Below are 22,873 nucleotides of genomic sequence, written 5' to 3' on the forward strand. Positions count from 1 at the left end.
ATACAACACTCCTGTCATGACGTTGGCGCATCGCAGCAATGATAGCGCTATCAAGTTACGCCCTCGCGCGTCCAGTCAGCAGCCCCGAGCGATCTCGAAATTTCCTGCGAGACACCCACGCTGCCCCGCCGGATTGCATTGCGTTGCAACATCGATATCTGGTTTACAAATTTCATCACCTCGACAACACTGAAAAAAGCGCGATGTTAGCGCTAACGAATTGAGGAGATACGATGTCGGCAAGCAGCACATCCCCGGCCCTGCGCTGGGTTGTCATGGGGGTCAGCGGATCGGGCAAGAGCACGGTGGGGGCCTTGCTGGCCGCCCATGACGGCGTCCCGTTCCTTGAAGGCGATGCCTATCATCCGCCCGCCAACGTCAGCAAGATGAGCGCCGGCATCCCGCTCGACGACGATGACCGCGCCGGCTGGCTCGCCAGTCTGGCCGGCGAAATCCGCACAGCGCGCGAACAGGGTCATGGCCTGGTGCTGTCCTGCTCATCGCTGAAGCGGCGCTACCGCGACCTGCTGCGCGACGCCGATCCTGCCCTGCGCTTCGTCCATCTGGCCGGCCCGCGCGAGCTGATCGCCACGCGCATGACAAGCCGCCCCGGCCACTACATGCCGCCATCGCTGCTCGAGAGCCAGCTGCGGATCCTCGAGCCACTGCTGCCCGACGAAGCCGGCCTGACCCTCGACATCACGCTGGCGCCGCAAGCGCTGGTGGAACGCATCACGGCCAGCACTTGACCATCAGCGCAGCCTTTACCGATTTGCCAGCAGGCGCAGCCACCCACCCATAGAGGCGGCGCGCTTTCATCCAACGAGCATCGAGGAGACAACCATCATGCGCACACCCGTTCAACGCACTCTCATCAGCCTGGCCGTGGCCAGCGCCTGCTGGATGGTCGGCGCCGCCGCCCACGCCCAGCAGGCGCAGACCGAGCCTGCCACCGACATCACACCCGAGGCCACCGCGCCGGAGGCCACGCCGGCAGCGGCAGAACCGGCCTCCACGTCCGTGGTGCGCATCTCGGGCTCGCGCATCGCCGCGCGCGGCTTCTCGCAGCCGACGCCCACCACCAGCCTGAGCGCGGCCGACCTCGAAAAGGCGGCCAAGCCGAACCTGTTCAACACGCTGACCGAACTGCCGGCGCTGCAGGGCAGCACCGGCCGCACGACCAGCACCAACAGCACCAGCAGCGGCATCCAGGGCCTGAGCTCCCTGAGCCTGCGCGGCCTGGGCACGATCCGGACCCTGACGCTGCTCGACGGCCAACGCGTCGTCGGCGCCAACGTCACGGGCGTGACCGACGTCAGCCAGTTCCCGCAACTCTTGGTCAAGCGCGTCGACGTGGTCACCGGCGGCGCCTCGGCCTCGTACGGCTCGGACGCCGTGGGCGGCGTCGTCAATTTCGTCACCGATAAAACCTTCACCGGCTTCAAGTCCAACGTCCAGCTGGGCCAGACCAAGTACGACGACGACCGCGGCGCCACGGTGCAGGCAGCCTGGGGCCGGGCCTTCCTCGACAACCGCCTGCACGTGACGGCCAGCGGCGAGTTCACGAAAGAAAATGGCATTGAATCGCCCGGCATCGGCGGCGTGGGGCCGAACGGCCGCACCTGGTACCAGAACCCGGCCTATTCGGTGCGCCCCCTGAGCCAGACCGGCGACGGCTTGCCGCAATACCGCGTGATCTCGAACGCGCAGCAGTACCAGTATTCGAAATACGGCCTGATCACGAACGGCCCGCTGCAGGGCACCGCATTTGGCGACGGCGGCGTGCCGTACCAGTTCCAGTATGGCTCCAATGGCCGGCCCACCGGCACGGGCGCCGTCACCGGCTGCGTCAATCCGTTCTGCATCGGCGGCGACTTGAGCGGCAGCGTGGGCTCGGGCACCAACCTGGCCATGAACTTCAAGCGCCAGGTGGCCTACACCCGCGTCTCGTACGATCTCGATGCGAACAACCAGGTCTACTTCACCGCCAACTACGGCCAGGTCGCCTCGCGCTTCTCGCCCAACCCAGGCGCGGCCAAGAACGCCAACCTGACCATCCAGTGCTCGAACCCGTTCCTGCCGGCGTCGATCCTGGCCGCCTGCGCGCAGAACAACATCACGAGCTTCCAGTACGGCACCGCGAACGCGATCTTCCCCGAAAACATCGACGTGCAGCCGACCCGCACCCAGCGCCGCTTCGTCATCGGCGCCGAAGGCCGGTTCGACCTGTTCGGCAAGTCATGGGGGTATGACGCGTACGTCACGCATGGCGAGAACAAGACCAATCTCGATGCGAACAACATGACGATCAACCGCCGCTACAACGCCGCGATCGACGCCGTGCGGGCGCCGAACGGGCAGATCGTCTGCCGCAATCCGGTGGCTGCCGCCTCGGGCTGCGTGCCGCTGAATATCATCGGCAACAACGCCGTCGATCCGGCCGCCTGGGCCTACATCGCACCAGAAAACGGTCCGCGCCAGCGCACCACCCAAAGCCAGGACGTCGGCAGCTTCAACGTCAATGGTGAATTGTTCGAAGGCTGGGCGGGCCCGGTCTCGGTCGCCACGGGCGCCGAATACCGGCGCGAGAAGTACCGCGTGCGCGGCGATGCGTACGGCAACGGCGTCACGCCCGCTTCGCCGAACAACGCCATGTATCCGGTCGACCCGCTGCTCGACACCACGGTCGGCAACAACTGGTACGCCGGTAACTTCCACAATGGCGACGGCAGCTACAACGTCCGTGAAGCCTACGTGGAGCTGAACATCCCGCTGCTGAAATCGGCCACCTGGGGCGAAGCGAACCTGAACCTGGCCGACCGCGAAACCAAGTACAGCACCGCCGGCAGCGTGGGCAGCTGGAAGATGGGCGCTACCTGGCAAACACCGGTCGACGGCTTGCGCCTGCGCGGCGTGACGTCGAAGGACGTACGCGCACCGAACCTGAGCGAGCTGTATGCCGCGCCGGTGGTGGTCAACAACGTGGTCCAGTACCAGGGCAACACGATCAGCGTGCAGGAGCGCACCGTCGGCAACACGGCGCTGCGGCCCGAAATCGCGCGCAACAATTCGTTCGGCATCGTCCTGAGCCAGCCGACGTGGGCGCCCGGCTTCTCGGTGTCGCTCGACTACTTCGACATCAAGGTCAAGGGCGTGATCGCCGCGCTGACGATCCAGCAGGAAGTCGACCTGTGCGTGGCCGGCAACCAGGAAATCTGCGCTGCGATGGTGCTCAACAACCCGGGCAACAACTACGTCACGGTGCAGAACTTCAACCTCGCTTCACTGCAGACCAAGGGCTTCGATATCGAGACCTCGTACAGAACAGGACTCGAACGAGTGAACCTGCCGGGACGCTTCACGTTCCGCGCGCTGGGCACGCGCAACCTGCACTTCATCACCGACACGGGCGTGGTCGGCACGATCCCGGTGGACGCAGCCGGCTCGAACATGGGCAACACGCCGAAGTGGAAGGTGCTGGCGCAGCAAACCTGGGAGCACGACAAGCTCAGTCTGACGCTGACCGAGCGCTGGGTCAGTGATGGCACCTACCGCAACGACTTCATCGAGTGCCAGACCGGTTGCCCGGTGTCGACGCTGATCCACCCGACCATCTACGACAACCGGATGAAGGGCGCGACCTACTTCGACCTGGGCGGCAGCTACAACGTGTCCAAGCAGTTGCAGCTGTACTTCAAGATCGACAACCTGGCCGACAAGGACCCGGAACCGGCGCCGCAGACCAATGCCAGCTACGGCATCAACCCGGCGCTGTATGACGTGGTCGGGCGCACGTACCGGGCCGGCCTGCGCTACGGCTTCTGACCGGCCGCCTGCATGCTCGATATCGTCTCGGTACTGCTGGCGGTGGGCCTGCTCACGCTGCTGATCGCGTGGGGCAAGGTCCAGCCCCTGCTGGCCTTCGTGGCGGCGTCGCTGCTGGCGGCGCTGCTGCTGGGGGTGCCGCTGGCGCGCATCCCCGGCGCCATCGAAAAAGGCATCGGCGACCTGCTTGGCTCCCTGGTGGTGATCATCTGCCTGGGCGCCGTGTTCGGCAAACTGATCGCCGACAGTGGCGCGGCGCGCCGCATCGCCACTTGCCTGGTCGATGCGCTGGGGCCGCGCCGCCTGCCGATCGCGTTGACGATCACCGGCTTCGTGGTCGGCATCCCGCTGTACTACAACGTCGGCTTCGTGCTGCTGGTACCGCTGATCTTCTCGCTCGTCTACAGCTCGGGACGGCCGGCCGTGGCGCTCGCAATCCCGCTGCTGGCGGGCCTGTCGATCGCGCACGGCTTCCTGCCGCCGCACCCGTCGCCGGTGGCGCTGGTGGCCGCGATCCACGCCGACATGGGCACCACGCTGCTGTACGGGATCCTGGTGGCGGTGCCGACGTTGATCATCGCCGGCCCGGTGTTCGCCATGACGCTCACGCGCATCGAGGCCAAACCGGCCGCCATCTTCCAGGAGAGCCAGCAGGCGCCGATAGCGCAGCTGCCCGGCGCGTTCAACAGCTTCGCCACCGCGCTGCTGCCCGTGCTGCTGCTGGGCGCGACGACGCTGCTGACGATGGCGCGGCCTGACCTCGATGGCGTGCTGGCGTTCTTTGCCAATCCGCTGGTCGTGATGCTCGTGTCGTATGCCGTAGCGATCGTCTCGCTTGGCCTGGCGCAGGGCCGCTCGTTCGTCACCGTGATGCAGGGCCCGGCCGAGGCGATGCGCGAGATCGCACCGATCCTCCTGATCATCGCCGGTGCTGGCGCGCTCAAGCAGGTGCTGGTGGAATCGGGCGTGAGCGCCGATCTCGGCGCGCTGCTCTCCGGCTTGCCGGTGTCTCCGCTGGTGCTGGGCTGGCTGGTGGCGACCGTGATCCGCATCTGCCTGGGCTCGGCCACCGTGGCCGGCGTGACGGCCGGCGGCATCGTCGCCCCGCTCGTCCACAGTTCGGGCGTCGACCCGAACCTGATGGTACTGGCCATCGGCGCCGGAAGCCTGATGTGCAGCCATGTCAACGACTCCGGCTTCTGGATGTTCAAGGAATATTTTGGTCTGTCGCTGCAGGACACGTTCCGCTCCTGGACGCTGATGGAAACACTGGTCGGTGTCTTCGGCCTGCTGTTCGTCCTGCTGCTGTCCCAACTTCTATCGCTGTGATCCGTTTCAAGGAAACCACCATGATGACCAGGCTGTTTGTACTGTCGCGCGCCCTCGCGTTTTTGCTATTCCTCTCCGCCACCGCATCCGCCGCGTCGCCGTCGGCCTACCCCGCCATGCCGGTCGACCCGCGCGCGATCGTCGTGCGCGCCACTGGTGACGGCGTCACCGACGACAGCGCCGCGCTGCAGGCGGCGATCAACAGCGCGGCCAACGGCGGCCAGGGCGGCGTGGTGTTCCTGCCGTCCGGGCGTTACCGCGTCACGCGCTCGATCCTGATTCCGCTGGCGGTGCGCGTGTATGGCGTCGGGCCGACACGCCCCGTGTTCGTGCTGGCCGAGAACACGCCCGGTTTCCAGAAAGGCGTCGCGAACATGGTGATCTTCACCGGCGGCGACCAGTACAGCGTGGGCAAGGTGCCGATGCCGGTGCCGAGCGCCGTGCCGTTCAGTGCTGAAGACGGCAAGGCGGTACGCAACGCGAATTCATCGACCTTCTATTCGGCGCTGTCGAACGTCGACTTCGAGATCAAGGACGGCAACCCGGCCGCCGCCGCCGTGCGCATGCACACGGCGCAGCACTCGAACCTGAGCCACATCGATTTCCATATCGGCTCAGGGCTGGCGGGGGTCTACCAGGTGGGCAACGTGGCCTACAACCTGCGCTTTCACGGCGGCCGCTACGGCATCCTGAGCGAGAAGACCTCGCCCGCCTGGCAATTCACGCTGCTCGATTCGACCTTCGATGGCCAGCGCGACGCCGCCATCCGCGAGCATGAAGCGAGCCTCACGCTGGTCAATGTCGACATCCGCAATACGCCGGTGGGCGTGGAGATCAACCGCGGTTATGGCGACTGGTTGTGGGGCAAGGACGTGCGCTTCGAGAACGTCAGCCGCGCCGCGCTCATCGTCAGCAACGAGAACAATGTGTACACGCAGGTCGGCATGGAAAACGCCAGCGCCCGCAACGTGCCGACGTTCGTGCGCTTTCGCGACAGTGGGAAGACGCTGGCCGGCAAGGGCCGCGACTACCTCGTGAAAGAATTCAACTACGGCCTGTTCATCAGGCAGATGGGCGAGCCAGGCCAGTTCTCGACCAACTACAAGACGGCGGCGCTGCCGGCCAATGCGGCGCCAACGCGTGCGCTACGCGCGCTGCCGGCATCGAACGACTGGGCCAATGTCCTGGAGTACGGCGCGAAGGGCGATGGCAGCACCGACGATACGGCGGCGCTCCAGAAAGCCATCGACAGCAAGCGCACGGTGTACCTGCCGCTGGGCTTTTACGTCGTCAACGACACGATCCGCATGAAGCCGGACACGGTGCTCATCGCGCTGCATCCGGGCCTGACGCAACTCGTGATTCCGAATGGCTCGCCGCAGTACCAGGGCATTGGCAGCCCGAAGGCGCTCCTGGAAAGTGCGCGCGGCGGCGACGGCATCGTCTCGGGTCTGGGCCTGGCCACCGGTGAAGTCAACAACCGCGCCGTGGCGCTGCTGTGGCGTGCGGGCGAACAGTCGCTGGTGGACGACGTGCGCATCCAGGGCGGCCACGGCACGCGCCTGTACGACGGCAGCCGCGCCGACCCGTACAAGAAGGACGCCAGATTCGACACCACGGCGCACTGGGACCGCCAGTATCCGAGCGTCTGGGTGACCGATGGCGGCGGCGGCACGTTCTCTGGCATCTGGTCGCCCAGCGGCTATGCGCAGGCCGGCTTCTACGTCACCAATACGACGACGCCCGGCAAGGTCTACGAGCTCTCGGCCGAGCACCACATCCGCGCCGAGATCGTGCTGGACAAGGTGCAGAACTGGGAATTTTTGGCGCCGCAGACCGAGGAAGAAGTGCGCGACGGCGCCGACGCGGTGTCGGTCGAGATCCGCAACTCGAAGAACATCCTGTTTGCCAACTACCACGGCTACCGCGTGACGCGGTCGTACAAGCCGATGCCGGCCGCGATCCTGGTCACCAATTCCAGCGACATTCGCTTTCGCAACGTGCACGTGAACGGCGAGAGCGGCTTTGCCAGCTGCGACGACGCCGGCTGCGCCACCTATCTGCGCGCCAGCAAGTTCGCCTACGAGAACGCGATCCGCGACGTGACCAACAAGCTCGATGTGCGCGAACGCGAGTTCGCCGTGTTCGACTACAGCGGCGCGCAGCGCAAGGCGCCTGCACCGCTCGGCAAGGTGGCCAAGCTCGAAAGCGGCTTCTATTCGATCGCCGGCGGCGTTGTCGATGCACAGGGCAAGCTGTACTTCGTCGACCGTCACTGGAAGCGCATCTTCAGCTGGACCAGGGATGAAGGCCTGGTCGTGGTGCGCGACGCGCCGCTCGATCCGGTCAACCTGGCGATCGACAACAGCGGCAACCTGATGGTGCTGTCGTCCTACGGCCCGCAGGCGAGCGTGTATGCGTTCGATCCGCGCCAGCCCGGCCTGGACATGACGATGATCCAGCCGACGCCGGTGGCCACGCGCAACGGTGGCCGCATCGCGGTGCCCGTCAACTTTTGGCAGAACGGTGAATTCAAGGACCAGCTCAATCCGGATACCTACGAATTCACGACACTGGCCGAGATGTTTGCCCGCGACGTGGCGCTCCCGAAAGCGAATGAATACGTCTCGCCCGACGGCAGCCTCGCACTGCCGGCCTACCGCGTGCTGCGCCAGGGCGCGGCGGACCACCTGGGCTGGCGCTGGGCCGATTCCCTGCAGACACACGGTTTCGTCACGGCCCCGGTGGGCGGCCGCGTGGTGTTCACCAACGGCTCGGAAAACCGCACCTTCAGCGGGGTGGTGGGCGCTGGCGGCGGGATCACTGACCTCAAGCTCGTGGCCAACCGCGGCGGTGAAGGCGCGGCAGTCGCGCCAAATGGCGACGTGTATGTGGCCAATGGCCAGGTCTTCATCTACGGCAAGGACGGCAAGCAAAAGGGGCGCATCGACGTGCCGGAGCGCCCGCTGCAACTGCTGTTTGGCGGCGCAAACAAGCGCACGCTGTTCATCCTGACCCACCACGCGCTGTACGCAACGCAGATCAACTGAGGACACCAATATGAGACGCATCACCAGGGCGCTGGGCGCAGCGCTGCTGCTGGCAGCGGCAGCGGACGGCATGGCCGAGGACCAGTTCAAGCTGCTGGTGCTGGCCATGCCCGGCAAATACCATTACGAGTACATCCCCATTGCGCGGGACAGCCTGGAGCGCATGGCCAAGCTGCACGCGTTCGAACTCACCTATACCAACAAGCCGCAGGTGTTCGAGGGCGACCTGACGCAATACGCGGCCGTGATGTTCCTGAACACGCCGGGCGAAGAGCTGAACGCGGCGCAGCGCGCGAAGTTCGAGGCGTACATGCGCGCCGGGGGCAACGCGATCGTCGTGCACCGCGCCGCGATCACGCCGCCCAACGACTGGGTCTGGTACGAAAAGATGGTGGGCCGCTCGGTCGGCCCACACCCGAAACTGCAGACCGGCGTGGTCACGGTCGTTGACCAGAACTTCCCCGCCACCTTCGGCCTGCCTGCGCGCTGGATCTGGAGCGACGAGTTCTACGTCACGACCAATCCGTATCAGGTGAAGATCGACACGGTGCTGAGCGTGGACGAGTCAAGCTACGACACGACGAAGATCTGGCCGGGACAAACCGTCAAGGGCATGGGCAAGGACCACCCGATCGCCTGGCACCACCGGCACGAACAGGGGCGCGTGTTCGTCACCACGCTGGGGCACAACGGCGAGATGTACCGCGATCCGCAGTACCTGAATCATCTGCTGGGCGGGATTTACTGGAGCGCGACGGGGTTGGGGCAGAAGCGCTGATCACGCCACGCGCGTGCGCTTGCGCAGACGCTTCCACCCCAACACCAGCCCGGTCGACGTCAACGCAGCCCCCAGCGTGCACAGGACAATCACGGCCACATCCCACACCGGTCGGCGGCGCAGGAACGCGAAATCTATCTGGTGCATGCCGTTGAACAGCCAGCGGTTCCAGCGCGTATCGCGGTCGACGAAACCGGCCACGCGCCCGTGGACCGCGTCGATATAGAAGACCGGTGCATCGGGTGACGCGAAGCGTGTGCGCAGCACCGGGAACGTGGCTTCGCGATGGTGGCCGTAGTAATAGTCGTCGGCATCGCTCAGCATCGTCGTCGTCATCGCCACGCCGGGCCGGATGGCCTGTGCGCTGCGCAGCAGCAGCGCTCGCGGCAGCACGCTGGACACGGCGCCATCCTGCGCGCGCAGCAGCGTGCGGACGGTGCGCCCCAGGGCGCTCAGGTACAGCGTGCCGCCCACGCGGCGCCATTCCAGTTCGAGCGTGCCGGGATGCGCTCGCAGCAATGCGGCCGCATCGATCGCCAGGTCATCGCTGCCCAGCGCCCCGCCTGCGAACGCGAGGCGATCCTGCGCGGTCGCGCCCGGGTCGGATGGAAAGCCGAACGGGCCGACCGACAGCCAGCCGCTGAACAGCCAGGTGATGACGAGTACACCGCCGCTCAGGCCCAGCCAGTGATGCCAGCCCTGCCAGCCTTTGTACGGCGACATGCGCCCGCCCGCGTAACGGCGTTGCACGCGCAGCCGCTGGATGCCCAGCACCATGCCGGTCACGGCCAGCAGCAGCGCCACGCCGGACGTCGACATCACGGCCAGGCGCCATGCTTCGTTGTGCTTGCGCAGCGGCGTCACGTAGATCCAGTGGACGACGGCGCCGACCCAGTTCCAGGCGCGCTCGCTGCGTATCGTGTCGCGCACCAATTCGCCGGTGCGGCTCGAGACATACACCACGCTGCCAACGTCATCGTCGGCCGTGACGCGCAGCAGTGGCTGGTGCACGCGCACCGCGCCAAACGTCCACTGGTCCACGTCGATGGCTTCGAACGACAGCGCGCGCGCATCCGGCGCCGCGCTACGCGCACTGCTCGACGCTACCTGCTCGTCGACCACGAGCGCCTCGCCATCATCGGCCCATACCGAGTTCCAGGTGCCGTCATGGCCAAAATGCCAGGCCGGGCGGCCCGCCACCGTGTTCAGGCGCACCGCATCGGGCATGCCCTTCAATGCCGTCTCGCGCCACGCCGCATCCGCGCTCACCTTGACCCGCGCCGGATCGAGCGGCGCAAGCCACGTGCGGCGCTCCGCCTCAGTGAGCTCGGGATACGGGACATACATCATCACGATGCCCGAGCCAAACCACAGCAGCACCAGCAGGCCGATACCGATCCCAAGCCAGCGATGCCACAGGTGCAGCTGGCGCTTCATCGAAGCCATCGCAATCCCGATCAGTAGCGCCAGTGGACCGTCAGCTCGGCATGCCGCTCGTCACCCAGCAGCGACTGGCTCGGACCGTAGCCGGTAATCGCATACAGGCGGTCGGTCAGGTTGCGCAGATTGAGCTGCACCTGCACGTTGCGGTTCACGGTCCAGCCAATCGACGCGTCCAGCGTCGTGTACGCCGGCAGCGTTTGCGTATTGGCGTTGCTGATGAAGCGCTCGCCCACGTAACGCAGGCCGGCGCTCGTGCGCCAGGCGCCGGCGCGGTGCGTCAACCACAGGTTCGACGACAGCTTCGGCACGTCGGCTGGCCGGTTGCCAGCGCGCGAGATGCTGCTTCCCGCTGCGCCCGACTCAAGCAGCGCATCGAATTCGGCCTTCGTGTACGCCAGATTGCCTTCGATCCGCCAGGCCTGCGCCAGGCGCACGCTGGCACTGACTTCAGCACCCTCCGATGTTTGCGAACCGCCCTGCCTGGAGATGGCGGCGTTGTCCGGGTCGCGCGTGATGATGTCGTCCTTCTCGATGCGGTACAGCGCCGCAGTCCATTCAGCTGCGCCGCCATCCAGCACCCCCTTGACGCCCGCCTCGACCTGGCGCGCGTCAGTGAGTTTGAAGCGGCTGTTGGCCAGGTTCATCGACAGGAGGCTCGTGACCGGGTCGCTGCCGGTGCTGACCTGGCCGTACAGCGACGTGGACGGATCCAGCTTCCAGCTTGCGCCCAGACGCACGGCGGTCGAGCGCAGCGTCGCGTTGTGATTGCCGCTTGCAGTCCGCAAGTCCTGATAATCGACCCGGTAGCGGTCATGGCGCGCACCGGCCGTGAGCAGAAGGCGCTCGTTCACGCGGTACGCGTCTTCCACGTAGAACGCGTGCGTCAGCGTGTCGGTGGCGAAGTTCGGTACGAAGGCATCGGTCGCGTCGCTGAAGCTGCCCGGAGCGAAGCCGGTCGGCGCCACGGTCGACGCGCCGCCGTACGGCGCATTGTTCGTGTGCCGGAAGTTGATTGTCGAGACTTCCCAGCCTGCGACGATCTGGTTCGCGCCGTGCTGGTAACGCGCTTCCAGACGGTTTGCAGTCTGCTCCTGGTTGTGGCGAATGCCGATGTAGTCGCTGCGGTCGACCACGTTGCGCACCGGGTCATAGGAGTACGATTCGATATTGCGCCAGTCGCGGCGCGCCTTGAAGTACGCCAGCTCGTTGCTGATGGCAAGGTTCGGGGCAGCCTGCCAGTCCAGGCGCGCGACGGCCTTGTCGTCGACGTAGCGCAGCACGGCGTCGCCGGCGTTGTAGTTCTCGTCGCGCAGCGCTTTGGCCAGGCCACCGTTCACCAGCGGCGTACCGAAGTAGCGTACCGGTTCCTGCTCGGCGTGATCGAGTTGCGCCGACAGCGTCACACCTGGCGCCAGCGTCGTGGTCATGCTGGTCAGGATCTTGCCGTGGCGCGCTTCGCCGCGCTCGATGAAGCCGTCGCTGCGACCGGCATAGGCATCGATGCGGAATGCGCCCTGCTCGCCCAGCGCGCCGGTGGCGCCCACGCCCGCGCGCAGCGCCTGGCCACCGCCAACGCCGCCCATGACTTCAAGCGACGCTTCACGGCGCGGGGCCTTGCGCACGGCATTGATGATGGCGCCGGTCGTGCCGCTGCCATGCACCACCGACCCCGGGCCGCGCAGCACCTCGATGGTCTCGTAACCCCATGGATCGGACGGATAGGTGGCCGTGCCGGAACCGACCAGCAGGCGCTGGCCGTTTTCCAGCAGCGCGACCGAGTTGTTGCCATTGAAGCCGCGCGCCGAATAGCTGATGCCATTACCGGGCGAACTGCTGTCGGTCAGGCCGGTGGTGCGCGTTACGGCGTCCTTGACCGACAGGTCGCCGCGCGCCGCGATTGTCGCGGCGCTGAGGGTTTCGGCGCTGGCTGGCAGCTCGAGCGTGCTGATGTCCAGGCGGCTGCCGGTACTGTTGGCACGGTCGAGCGCCAGGCCGTCGGTGCCCGCGCCGGCGTGGATGGTGACGGTGGGGACGGCCTGGGCGAAGGCGCTGGTGGCGCACAGCAGGCCGATGGTGGCCGGCAGCGCGCGCAACAAGGTTGTTTTCATCATCTGCTTTATTTCTTTGCGGGGGTTGCCGTGGGCTCGATCAGCACCAGCTTGCCGGTCTTGGGATCGCGATAGACTTCGCCGACGCGGTCGTAGCCGCTGCCGTCCTGCGTGACGCCGCTGGCGGGGCGCTCGATCTGGCGGCCTTTCTCGACCGGTTGCGGCGGTTTGATGGCGCCTTGCGAGCCGGCGATTGCTGCGATCAGGCCGCAGGCAAAGACCAGCATCACATCGACGAGGTTGACCAGGCTCGCGCGCGGGTCTTCGTCGCTCTGGTCGAAGCGTGCGTCGAGATGGCGGTACAGGCGCAGACGCCCACGTGCCGGGGCGCTCATGCCAGCGGCTCCATCGCGTCGAGCGTCTCTTCGTACCAGCGGCGACGCAGCTTGCCGATCACCAGACCGGCGATGCCGGCAATAAGGCCCAGCACGGTCGCATCGAAAGCGACTGTCACGGCGCTGGCCAGCTTGGCGGGGTCGCCTTCACCAAGCGCGGCCAGCCCAGGCCCGAGCGGAATGATGGTGGCCATCAGGCCGAGCATCGGCGGGATGCGCGCCAGCAGGTCGGCGCGCTCCAGACGGTGACGGGCAAGCTTCTGCACGTGCTCGACGTTGCCGGATGCGCGCAGTCGGGCCAACCCGTGAAAGCGCTCGCCGACGGCGATGCCCGATTCGACCAACGCAATGGCGCAGCCGGCCAGCAGCGCCACCAGCGAAGGCGTGAGCAGCCAGCTGACGGCGTCGTGCAACCAGGCATAGGACAAGTGATCGATCATGAGGTACTCCTTACAGGTTGAGGGATGCTGCGGCCGCGCCACAGGCCGAGCGCAAACAGGGCAAAGCAGGCGGCCAGGATGACCAGGACCTGCACGATGCGCAGGCCAGGAAGCGGCGCGGGTTCGGGTGGTTGGTTGAGTTCATAGACGCGCATGGCTGGCGGGGCCGCCGGTGCGGGCGCAGAAGGCGCCTGGCCCTGCTGCGCGTCGGCACGTGGTGGCGCCTGCGGGGCCGACGCTACTGCCGGCGCGCCAGCCGGCGCCGAAACCGCAAGCGCCGGCAGCATTTCGCCGCGCGCCTTCGCCAGCGTCACGCCGAGCTGCTGCGCGTCGCCCCGATCGAGTTGCGGCGCCAGCCAGCCCCACATCGGGTGATCGGGCGACGTGTGGCCGCTGCCCGGCAAGCCGTTGGCGGCAACCAGGCGCGCCAGCTCGCCGCCCATCGTGCGGATTGTTTCCGGGTCGGTCTTCCAGAAGCCTTTTTCGGCCGCCACCATGAACACGGCCAGCATGTGCGCCTTGACGTGCGCGTTGTGGCGCTGGCCCAGAAATTCTGGCAGGCCAAGCTTGTGCGCATCGTCGAAGTAGACGGCCTTGACCTCGTCCCAGGCCCAGTTCTTCACGAGGTCCGGGCGCGTGACCTGCCAGCCCCACAGGTTCTCGATGAATTCCTGGCCCATCGTGCGTGCGCCCGAGTAGCCGTTGTCCATCAACGGGCGCAGCCACGCGGGGTTCAAAAAGCGCCCGCGCAATTCGCCCAGCAGCGCGGTGGCCAGTGGCTCGACGTCGGCCTGACCCGGCCGCCCGTGCTGCAGGATCAGCGCGTCCGGCACGCGGCCGGTGCGCGTCTCGACGGCCAGCGACAGGCCGCCCAGATAGTCGAAGGCGTCGTTGTTGTCGAGCAGGCCGTACAGATTGCTGGCGCGGCCGTGGTAGGTGCGGTGGATGCCGTCCAGCGCCACGTCGAAGGCGCGGTGCTGCGCGTCGCCATCGGCATCCAGGCCATACGCGTGGCCCATGCGGTTGCGGTAGGCACGGCCGATTTCCTCGCGCTCGCGCCAGGCGCCCGAGCGTTCGGTCAGGCGATTCACGCCCGTGCCGTACGCGCCCGGCGCATCGCCGAACACGCGCAGCGCAGCGCCCTGCCCCGCTTCGATGGTCGATGCACCGCCGGCGACCAGCGCGCGCTGGCGCACCAGCCATTCGCGCGCAACCCGGTTGTCCTGCACGGCTTCAACGCCCCAGGCGGCGCCCTGCAGCGGCGCCAGCGCCGCTTGCAGCGCCTCGCGCAGTGCCGGGTCCTGGCGCGCCATCGTCTCGGCGGATGCCGCCAGCGCCAGCCGGCCGGCGCGGTCGATCAGGCGGATCAGGTTCGGGTACAGATCGCGGAACAGGCCAGACGTGGTCACCAGCGCATCGCGCCGCACGGCGCCCGGCACCAGGCGCACATCGGTGACGATGCCGCGCGCATTCCAGACCGGCTCTGCGCCCATCATGGCCAGCGCGAAGCCGACCATCACGCCTTCATCGCGTACCGCGTCCGACGCCCACAGGATGATGCCTTCGCTGCCCTGCTCCCGCGCGGCGTCGCCTTTGCTGCGCGCCATCGCCTTGGCCGCCATTTTTTGCGCCAGCCCGAAACCCAGGCGCGTTGGCAGAATGTCGCCATCGACCGCGTGGAAGTTGCGGCCCGTCGGCAGCGCTTCAGGCGAGCGCAGTGGATCGTTGCCCTTGCCCGGCTCGATGTAGCGGCCATCCAGGCCCGCGAGCAGGCCGACCATCTCGCGCCGCGGCGAGTCGCGCAGCTTGTCGGCGATGGACGGGTCGTCGATGCCGCTCTTGGTCATCGAATCGAGCATCAGGTCGAGGGACTTCTGGTCCCACGGCCGGCCAAACACGTGCAGACCGAACGGCATGAACTTCTCCTGCAGCTTGGTCAGGTAGTGGCCGACCTCGTGCGCCAGCAAATCGTCGTCGGCAGCGTCGAAGCCGATGCCGCGCACTTCGAGCACGTCGGACATCGACGCTTCGAGTTCGGCGCGCAGGTTCAGCGCCACGACGCGCTCGCGCATCAGTTGCGCGGCCTGCGTCTTGAGTGACTCGGACGACGCAGCTTCGAAACTCTCGACGATCTGGCGCAGCGACAGCAGCTCGTCGTACAGCGGCGTCGTCGCCAGCGGGGGCGTCAGGTGGTCGACGATGATCGCCAGGCCGCGGCGCTTGGCCTGCGTGCCCTCGCCCACGCCGTCAACGATGTACGGGTAGATACCGGGCAGGTCGCCCGCGATCAGGCTGGGATAATCGTCGCTCGACAGGCCCACGGCTTTACCGGGCAGGAATTCAAAGGTCGAGTGGCGCCCCACGTGCACGACGGCGTCAGCCTTGAAGCGGTCGCGGATCCAGTGGTAGAAGGCCAGGTACTGGTGCGGCGGCGTGATGCTGGTATTCGCGTGCAGCAGTTCTTCATCGACTTCCCAGCCGCGCGGCGGCTGCGGGCCGATGAACACATTGCCGAACGTGAGGCCCGGCACCAGCAGCTTGCCGCTGTCGACCATTACCTTGCCCGGCACCGGGCCCCAGCCGCGCATGCCTTCGATGCCGTAGCCGATCAGGCGCCGGTACAGTGGCGCGAGCGCCTTGCACGGACTGGGTTTACTGTCGTCGAGACAGGCGCGGTAGCCGTCTTCGAGCGCATGCAGGTCGCGCGTGGCCTGCACGCGCTGTGGATGGTCGACACCCTCGACCAGGTGCAGCAATTCCTTGATGATCGTCTCGGCCTGCTTGCGGCCCGGCGCGCGCTCGCCCTGCGCTTCGGCGACCAGCACGTCGGCATGCAGGCGGCCCAGCATGCCGTCCTTCATCTCGCCCTGCACGCGCGGTGCAAGCGTCGCGAACCAGCGCGCGTAGTCGGCCGCGCTGACGCTGTTCACCACAACGCTCATCTCGCGCAGCGCGGCGCGGTCTTCCGGCAGGTTTACGCCGTGCGCCATGATCATGTCGAGCAGCGCTTCGGGCGTGGCGGGTAAATCGCCGACCGTGTAGCCGGCGGCTTTCAGTGCATGCAGCATGTCGAACAGCGACGCCGGCACGTTCAGGTTGTCGGCGCCGATGTTCTGGCGGCCCGGCGGGTGGTTGTAATAGACCATCGCGATGCGCTTGTCGGCATTGCGCTTGGCACGCAGCGCCAGCCAGCGGCTCACGCGCGCCGTCATGCGATCGACTTCGGCCGGCAGCAGCACCGGCGGGCGGTTCTCGATGCCGGTCAGGCGGTCGCGCTGCGACTGGCCCAGCGCCGCCACCACCATCGGCTGGCCGATGCCCTGCAGTTCGGGCAGCGCGACGCGGTACTGCACCGAATCCGGCGGCAGCCCATCGGGCGAAAGCTGCCACTGAATGGCAGTGCGGTCCGACAGGCGGATCGCCTTGAACACGGGGATATCGAGGCGTTTGAAGGCTTCGCTGACGACTTCGCGCCCTTCGGCGGCGCCGACGACGAAGTCCTGCAGCACCACCAGCGCTGCAGGCTTCGCTGGCGCGATCAGCTCCGGCAGGCGCACCAGCGCTTCGCGCGAGGCGCCGCCCCAGCGCGTGAGCAGCTGCACGCAGGCCTGGCCCTGTTCTTCGATGCGGCGGCACAGCGCGGCCGGCACCATGCCATCCATGTTCGCCAGGTCGAGCACGACGACGGTCGGGCGGTCCTTCAGGCCGAGTTTTGCGGCGTTGCCCCAGGCGGCAGCATCCTGCAGCTCGTTCTGGCCGACGCGCAGGCGCAGTGTTGGCTCGGGCAGCGGGGCGCCGAGCGCTGTCGATGGATGCAGCAGGTGGGCGATGAGAGCCGTGGTGTTGTCCACGCCGCCCGCTTGCCAGACGCGCCGCGCCGCGAGCCAGTGACGGGCCGCGGGATTCGCCTCTGCCGCCTGCAGTGCGGCTGGCGCCGGTGCTTCGGCTGCCAGTTCGCGCAGCAGCTCGGGCGCGAAGCCGGCCAGGCTGCCGTGCGCCGCGCGCGTCATCAGGTTCAGGCTTGCTTCGCCATTGAACGCCAGCACCGCGGTGCCTGGCTTGGCATGGCGCGCCAGCACATCCTTCATGCGGCGCGCCGGATCGCCGAACAGCGACACGGCCAGCACCGTGTCGGCGCCGGCGATCCACTGGCCTACCTCGCGTTCACTCGCGGCCATCAACTGGGCCGGCGTGCGCAACTGAATCCGGTCGCGCGGGTGGCTGGCCAGGTGGCGGTGGGCGGCCTCGATCGCGCCTGGCGCGGCGCGCTCGGTGACCAAGGCGAACATGGTAGCGGCGTGGCTGTGGGCGCAGGCAAGCAGGGACGCGAGCAAAAGCACCAGCGCAGTAGAGGCGCGGGCAAGCGAAGCAGTGTTCATGTGAACGTCGACCTTTCAGCTGCGCGCCAGGGCGCGCATGACAACGGGCAGACGTCTTCCTTCCACGCTGGACGCAGCAAGCCATGCGCACGCGCGCACGAACGCTGACGCGACCGCGATGGCAACAAAAAAGGAACGACGAACTACCAACAGGCACGCCCACACCCCGGGACGTACGCAATGCATCGTGATTGGCCGGTCTTCTGGCTTGCCGTCATCCTTCCCGGGTCCTGCCTTCCCGTGCACGGGGCACAGTGGCGTTCGACGAGGGTCGTCAGGCATACAGCAGCGGGGGCTGCGCCGGACTGGCGTGCGATGGATTCGCACACGTCACCGGCTTCCCGTTTCACCTTCCTGCAGACGAGCAGGACGGCACCATTCACTTGATTGGGCGCGATTCTACAGCCAGGGTGCGCCACTGTCACCGCATTCTTTGGCCTCTAGCCTAGAATGGCGGTATCGTCCGGCCAGGCCGGCACCCACTACTTCTTCGCGACCGTTCACATGATCACACGACAAGACTGCCTGGCCCTCGACGCGGCCGACCCGCTGGCGCCCCAGCGCAATGCCTTCGCGCTGCCGGACGGCGTGATTTACCTCGATGGCAATTCGCTCGGCGCCCGCCCCCGCGCGGCCCTGCAACGCGCGCAGGACGTGATCGCCGCCGAATGGGGCAATGACCTGATCCGCAGCTGGAACACGGCCGGCTGGTACGACCTGCCGCAGCGCCTGGGCACCCTGATCGCGCCGCTGATCGGCGCCGCGGCCGATGAAGTGGTGGTCACCGATTCGACCTCGGTGAACCTGTTCAAGGCGCTGGCCGCGTCGCTCAAGATGCAGGCCGACGCGCCGGCGCACGCCGCCCGCCGCATCATCCTCACCGAGCGCGATAACTTCCCGAGCGATATCTACATGGCCGAAGGCCTGATCGGCTGGCTCGAGCGCGGTTACGAGCTGCGCCTGCTCGACAGTTGGGCCGACCTGCCCGCTGCTCTGGAAGGCGACGCCGGCGCCCAGGTGGCGGTCGTGATGCTCACGCACGTGAACTACCGCACCGGGCGCATGCTCGACATGAAGACGATCACGGCGCAGATCCACGCCGCCGGCGCGTTGGCGATCTGGGACCTGGCCCATTCGGCCGGCGCAGTGGAAGTGGATCTGAATGGCGCGAACGCCGACTTCGCGGTGGGCTGCACCTACAAATTCCTCAACGGCGGCCCGGGCGCGCCAGCGTTCATCTGGGTGCCACAGCGCCATCATGCGCAGTTCACGCAGCCGCTCACGGGCTGGTGGGCGCACCGCCAGCCGTTCGCGATGCAGCCGGCGTTTGCGCCGGTGGCCGGCATCAAGCGCGCGATGTGCGGCACGCAGCCGGTGGTGGCGCTGGCGCTGATCGAGTGCGGGCTGGCCGTGTTTCAGGACGTGACGATGGCGGCGCTGCGCAAGAAGTCGCTCGCCCTGTCGGATCTGTTCCTGGCGCTGCTCGAACAGGAATGCGCCGCGCATCCGCTGGAGCTGATCACGCCGCGCAATCATGCGGACCGTGGCAGCCAGGTGAGCGTGACGCATCCGCATGGCTACGCAGTGATGCAGGCCCTGATCGCGCGCGGCGTCATTGGCGACTACCGCGAGCCGCAGGTGATGCGCTTCGGCTTCACGCCGCTGTACACGGGGTATGACGATGTGTGGCAGGCGGTGATGGTGCTCAAGGATATCCTGGACCGCAGCGACTATCAGGTCGATGCCAAGCGCACTGCGGTGACCTGAGCGATTCTCGGTCGATTCTCAAGAGAGGACACGATGCCCTGCCCTGTTACCCCGGATTCGTCCGCCAGCAATGCCGATGTGAGTGGCTGCCCTGTCTCGCAGCCCGGCTATCACGGCGCCAAGCTCGATTTCAGCAAGGACATGAGCTATGGCGACTACCTCTCGCTCGACACGATCCTCAACGCCCAGCATCCGCTGTCGCCCGAGCATAACGAGCTGCTGTTCATCGTCCAGCACCAGACCAGTGAACTGTGGATGAAGCTGATGCTGCACGAGCTGCACGGTGCGCGCGACAACATCGCGCGGGGCCAGTTGCCCGCGGCGATGAAGATGCTGGCGCGCGTGGCCGCGATCATGAACCAGCTCGTGCATGCATGGGATGTGCTGGCGACGATGACACCGCCCGAGTACACGGCGATCCGCCCGTATCTTGGCGCGTCGTCAGGATTCCAGTCGCACCAGTATCGCGAGATCGAATTCATCCTGGGGAACAAGAACGTCACGCATTTGCAGGTGCATCAGCACAAGCCTGACGCGCATGCGACGCTGCAGGGCGTGCTGGATAAACCGTCGCTGTATGACGAAGCAATCATGGTGATGGCGCGCAGTGGATTGGCCGTGGATGCGGCGCGGCTTGCGGGACCGTGGCATCAGGCGACGCGGTCGGATCCGTCGGTGAAGGCGGCGTGGATGGTCGTTTATCGCGATACTGACCAGTATTGGCCGCTGTATGAGCTGGGCGAAAAGCTGGTGGATATCGAGACGGCGTTTCGCTTGTGGCGCTTCCGGCATGTGACGACGGTGCAGCGCGTGATCGGTTTTAAAACCGGCACGGGCGGCACGGACGGCGTGGGGTATCTGCGCAAGATGCTCGATGTCGTGCTGTTCCCGGAATTGTTCGAGTTGCGTACCGAGTTGTAATCATCTTCATTCAAGGACCGCTTGCCATGATTTCTCATCTCGACCACCTGGTGCTGACGTGCACCGACCTCAATGCAACGAAGCATTTTTATACGGACGTCATGGGCATGCGTCTGGAAACCTTTGGCGCGGAGCGGATTGCCTTCACGTTCGGCAACCAGAAGATCAACCTGCATCAGCGTGGCGCCGAGTTTGAGCCGAAGGCGCATCTGCCGGTGCCGGGGGCGCTGGATCTGTGTTTCATTGCGGCGGTGCCGCTTGGTCAGGTGATTGCGCACCTGAGCAAGTGCGACTGGCCCATTGTCGAAGGACCGGTGGAGCGGACTGGGGCAACCGGCAAGATCCGCTCGGTGTATGTGCGTGATCCGGATCTGAACCTGATCGAAATTTCAGAGATTTTGCTGACGGCGTGGCGGCCTTTCACTGTGTGAAAGAATTTACTAACGTTCAGTCCTTTGACGCACAACAATTTGATTCAAAATTCGGCGATTTATTTTAATTTTCCATGCTATCTGAGCAGTGCTTAACTTCCTTTTTCGGATCGTAGCACGCAAAAAATCTGGTTCCTTCTCGAAAAGAAATCCTTTAAATTCAGCATATTCAATGACAGCCAAATTAGCGTTTGCATTAGAATCACGTTGAATTCTTTTTAGACCATCAAACAATGTTCCTGTATCAATTCCGATGAATCTATTGACACATATGTTCCCAACATAAGTCTGGTGCCCAGTAAATTTATTGCGAATGTAGCAATGCTCTTTTATTTCCTGCCCACATGGACATGAATCAAATTCCTCACTAACTTCTACAGCTTCAAGAATCCATTCGGATTTCGCCACTTCAAAATTATCAGCTAGAGAAAGAGGAAGAATATGATCACGAAGGCGTTCAAAATTCTGAGTCATAAATTACCTATTTTAGTTAGACACGTGCAAATAGAATTATTTTATTTTGATATATTACGACCATAGAACGTCTACTCGAATCGAATAAAATTTCAGTTATTCAATTTGGCGAGAGAAAATATTTCAAATCATGCTTTTTACCACCAAAAAGTGAACTCACATCAGGTATTTTCAGACTCTAAAGAAGAACTTTCCTTTCGACGAAAAATTAAAACGACACAATATATTGAGAATTATATGATTGATAAATACAATCTCACACACTCTCGCATCGTAAGCTTTAGCAACAAGGCGAAACTCTAAAATTAAACCTGTTATGCACACGAGAACATAGATACAGCATGACAGACCAACCGCGGTATTGACGGCGTAGTAGTGCAGCAAAACTGCGACCAAGTTTCGGTTTGGTGATGTAAGTAAGGCGGCAAGTAAAATACCTCAAAAATCGACATATCTCCGATTCTCTTTCAAAAGAGAGGACGTTTATTTTAGCCAGTACATTGTGCGTTTTCTAAGACAGTCTCTACTATTCCTTTTTCGTGCCAAGTGGAGGGAATACTGACTTTGTTTCTATTGCTGCCGTAAATTCAGCAGTGGAATAAATATACCGCATTTCGCTCTCTTTTTTTTGAAGCAACAGCAGCACTCCATCAGCGCTTGCTATTACAGCCGCTTTGCCCACAAATTCTTTGGTCACAATAGAATGCTCCTGTTGATCCCGTAACAAACTTGCTCTCATAGTACCCATGAAAAAGGCGACAATAATAAGAGCCGATGTTGTTGTGACAAAAGCAGCAGATGCTGCACGTCCTGCGCGAACCGGACGTGCTTTAATCTTTTTAAGGAAAATTCTTGGCTTAGGCTGTAGAAAAAATCCTGATCTTAGAAGTCCGGTCATTATAATTAATATTATAGAGGCAACCAGTCCCGCGACCGATGTCCAAGTGCCTGAAAATTCGACATATATCGAAAGCATCATCAAGAGAAACATCAGTGATTGAATGGCGACCCAAATTAGGCCTTCCCACTTAATGGTGCCGCTATGTGACCGAACAAAGCGTCTTTGACGAGACCAATCCATTTTTCGATAAAAATCAGGGCTTCGATCTGCAGCTCCTATAAATGGAAGAACAGCAAGCTGCAAAATGGATGTTAGTACACGTGCGAAAACAGCACAAAAGAACACATAGAATAAAAAAGTCGCAGTTACCCCTTTAACTAAGGGCATTCCGGCTACCGCTACTATCTGAAGCGGCACCTTCATTAGAAAACCTGCATAATGCGCAAGCGACAGAGAGATAACTGCCAAAATTCCGCCGATGACGGAGGTTTTATGATGCCATGCCCCATAAAACCATCTGAATCCAAACAAAGATATATTTAACATAAGAAAATTTTTAGAATTAATATTCTATGGATGCACAACGCACTTGTGCCGAGCCTTGCTTCATCGAAATGGAAAATTTTAAAAAACATCATTCGTTAGTAAACTTTATCAGAATAATGTAGCTAACAGTAAATAATGCTGGCATGGGGATTGTAAAAATTTTCGATAATTTCGACGTATTAGAACGCAGATCATCCCGAGTGGGC

Annotated in this window: 15 protein-coding genes and 1 riboswitch; of the genes, 8 read left to right on the forward strand and 7 right to left on the reverse strand. The window is 64.1% G+C overall.

Features of this window, described 5'->3' with window-relative positions; translation table 11 throughout:
• The first annotated feature begins 233 nt into the window (after positions 1–233).
• The 5 genes from AC56LW_RS12095 (at position 234) to AC56LW_RS12115 (ending at position 8,982) form a co-directional block, all read left to right on the forward strand.
• Positions 234–749 (forward strand): gluconokinase, encoded by a 516-nt coding sequence (locus tag AC56LW_RS12095; RefSeq protein ID WP_499634566.1) that lies wholly within the window; start codon positions 234–236, stop codon positions 747–749.
• Between the two features lie 97 nt (positions 750–846).
• Entirely contained in the window at positions 847–3,825 is a 2,979-nt protein-coding gene (locus AC56LW_RS12100) for a TonB-dependent receptor domain-containing protein (protein ID WP_499634569.1), read from the forward strand.
• A 12-nt stretch (positions 3,826–3,837) separates the two neighbouring features.
• Positions 3,838–5,154, forward strand: coding sequence for a gluconate:H+ symporter (locus AC56LW_RS12105; RefSeq protein WP_499634572.1), 1,317 nt, complete (start codon positions 3,838–3,840; stop codon positions 5,152–5,154).
• Between the two features lie 20 nt (positions 5,155–5,174).
• Complete coding sequence (locus tag AC56LW_RS12110; RefSeq protein WP_499634574.1) at positions 5,175–8,204, forward strand: glycosyl hydrolase family 28-related protein; 3,030 nt, start codon at positions 5,175–5,177, stop codon at positions 8,202–8,204.
• A gap of 10 nt (positions 8,205–8,214) precedes the next feature.
• Positions 8,215–8,982 (forward strand): ThuA domain-containing protein, encoded by a 768-nt coding sequence (locus AC56LW_RS12115; RefSeq protein ID WP_499634577.1) that lies wholly within the window; start codon positions 8,215–8,217, stop codon positions 8,980–8,982.
• Here the strand turns inward: AC56LW_RS12115 and AC56LW_RS12120 are convergent, their stop codons facing one another.
• From AC56LW_RS12120 to AC56LW_RS12140, 5 genes are read right to left on the reverse strand one after another with little or no spacing between them, the layout of a single operon-like run.
• Entirely contained in the window at positions 8,983–10,428 is a 1,446-nt protein-coding gene (locus AC56LW_RS12120) for a PepSY domain-containing protein (RefSeq protein WP_499634580.1), read from the reverse strand.
• 11 nt (positions 10,429–10,439) lie between these two features.
• The gene (locus tag AC56LW_RS12125; RefSeq protein WP_499634583.1) at positions 10,440–12,536 is read right to left on the reverse strand and encodes a TonB-dependent receptor; all 2,097 of its coding nucleotides are present in this window, start codon (positions 12,534–12,536) and stop codon (positions 10,440–10,442) included.
• A 5-nt stretch (positions 12,537–12,541) separates the two neighbouring features.
• Entirely contained in the window at positions 12,542–12,868 is a 327-nt protein-coding gene (locus tag AC56LW_RS12130) for a DUF2149 domain-containing protein (RefSeq protein ID WP_183555189.1), read from the reverse strand.
• Positions 12,865–13,308 (reverse strand): MotA/TolQ/ExbB proton channel family protein, encoded by a 444-nt coding sequence (locus AC56LW_RS12135; RefSeq protein WP_499634587.1) that lies wholly within the window; start codon positions 13,306–13,308, stop codon positions 12,865–12,867. The genes AC56LW_RS12130 and AC56LW_RS12135 overlap by 4 nt, the downstream gene beginning before the upstream one ends.
• Entirely contained in the window at positions 13,305–17,687 is a 4,383-nt protein-coding gene (locus tag AC56LW_RS12140; RefSeq protein ID WP_499634590.1) for a cobaltochelatase subunit CobN, read from the reverse strand. Before AC56LW_RS12140 ends, AC56LW_RS12135 begins: the two co-directional genes overlap by 4 nt.
• 176 nt (positions 17,688–17,863) lie before the next feature.
• Positions 17,864–18,082, reverse strand: a riboswitch (cobalamin riboswitch).
• A 109-nt stretch (positions 18,083–18,191) separates the two neighbouring features.
• Here AC56LW_RS12140 and kynU point away from each other — a divergent pair.
• Genes kynU through AC56LW_RS12155 form a run of 3 tightly spaced genes read left to right on the forward strand, consistent with a single transcriptional unit; the run spans position 18,192 to position 20,806 of the window.
• Positions 18,192–19,454 carry a kynureninase gene (kynU, locus tag AC56LW_RS12145; RefSeq protein WP_183555186.1) on the forward strand — a complete coding sequence of 421 codons (1,263 nt, stop codon included), beginning with the start codon at positions 18,192–18,194 and terminating at the stop codon, positions 19,452–19,454.
• Between the two features lie 33 nt (positions 19,455–19,487).
• A complete protein-coding gene (gene kynA / locus AC56LW_RS12150; protein WP_499634594.1) occupies positions 19,488–20,375 on the forward strand; it encodes a tryptophan 2,3-dioxygenase in 888 nt (295 codons plus the stop codon).
• Positions 20,376–20,401: 26 nt separating this feature from the next.
• The gene (locus AC56LW_RS12155) at positions 20,402–20,806 is read left to right on the forward strand and encodes a VOC family protein (RefSeq protein ID WP_499634596.1); all 405 of its coding nucleotides are present in this window, start codon (positions 20,402–20,404) and stop codon (positions 20,804–20,806) included.
• 9 nt (positions 20,807–20,815) lie between these two features.
• Here the strand turns inward: AC56LW_RS12155 and AC56LW_RS12160 are convergent, their stop codons facing one another.
• Both AC56LW_RS12160 and AC56LW_RS12165 read right to left on the reverse strand, forming a co-directional pair.
• Complete coding sequence (locus tag AC56LW_RS12160; RefSeq protein ID WP_499634599.1) at positions 20,816–21,280, reverse strand: hypothetical protein; 465 nt, start codon at positions 21,278–21,280, stop codon at positions 20,816–20,818.
• A 526-nt stretch (positions 21,281–21,806) separates the two neighbouring features.
• Positions 21,807–22,667, reverse strand: a complete 861-nt coding sequence (locus AC56LW_RS12165; protein ID WP_499634602.1) for a hypothetical protein — start codon at positions 22,665–22,667, stop codon at positions 21,807–21,809.
• Positions 22,668–22,873 lie beyond the last annotated feature (206 nt).

Source organism: Telluria sp. LT2P80 (assembly GCF_059685955.1).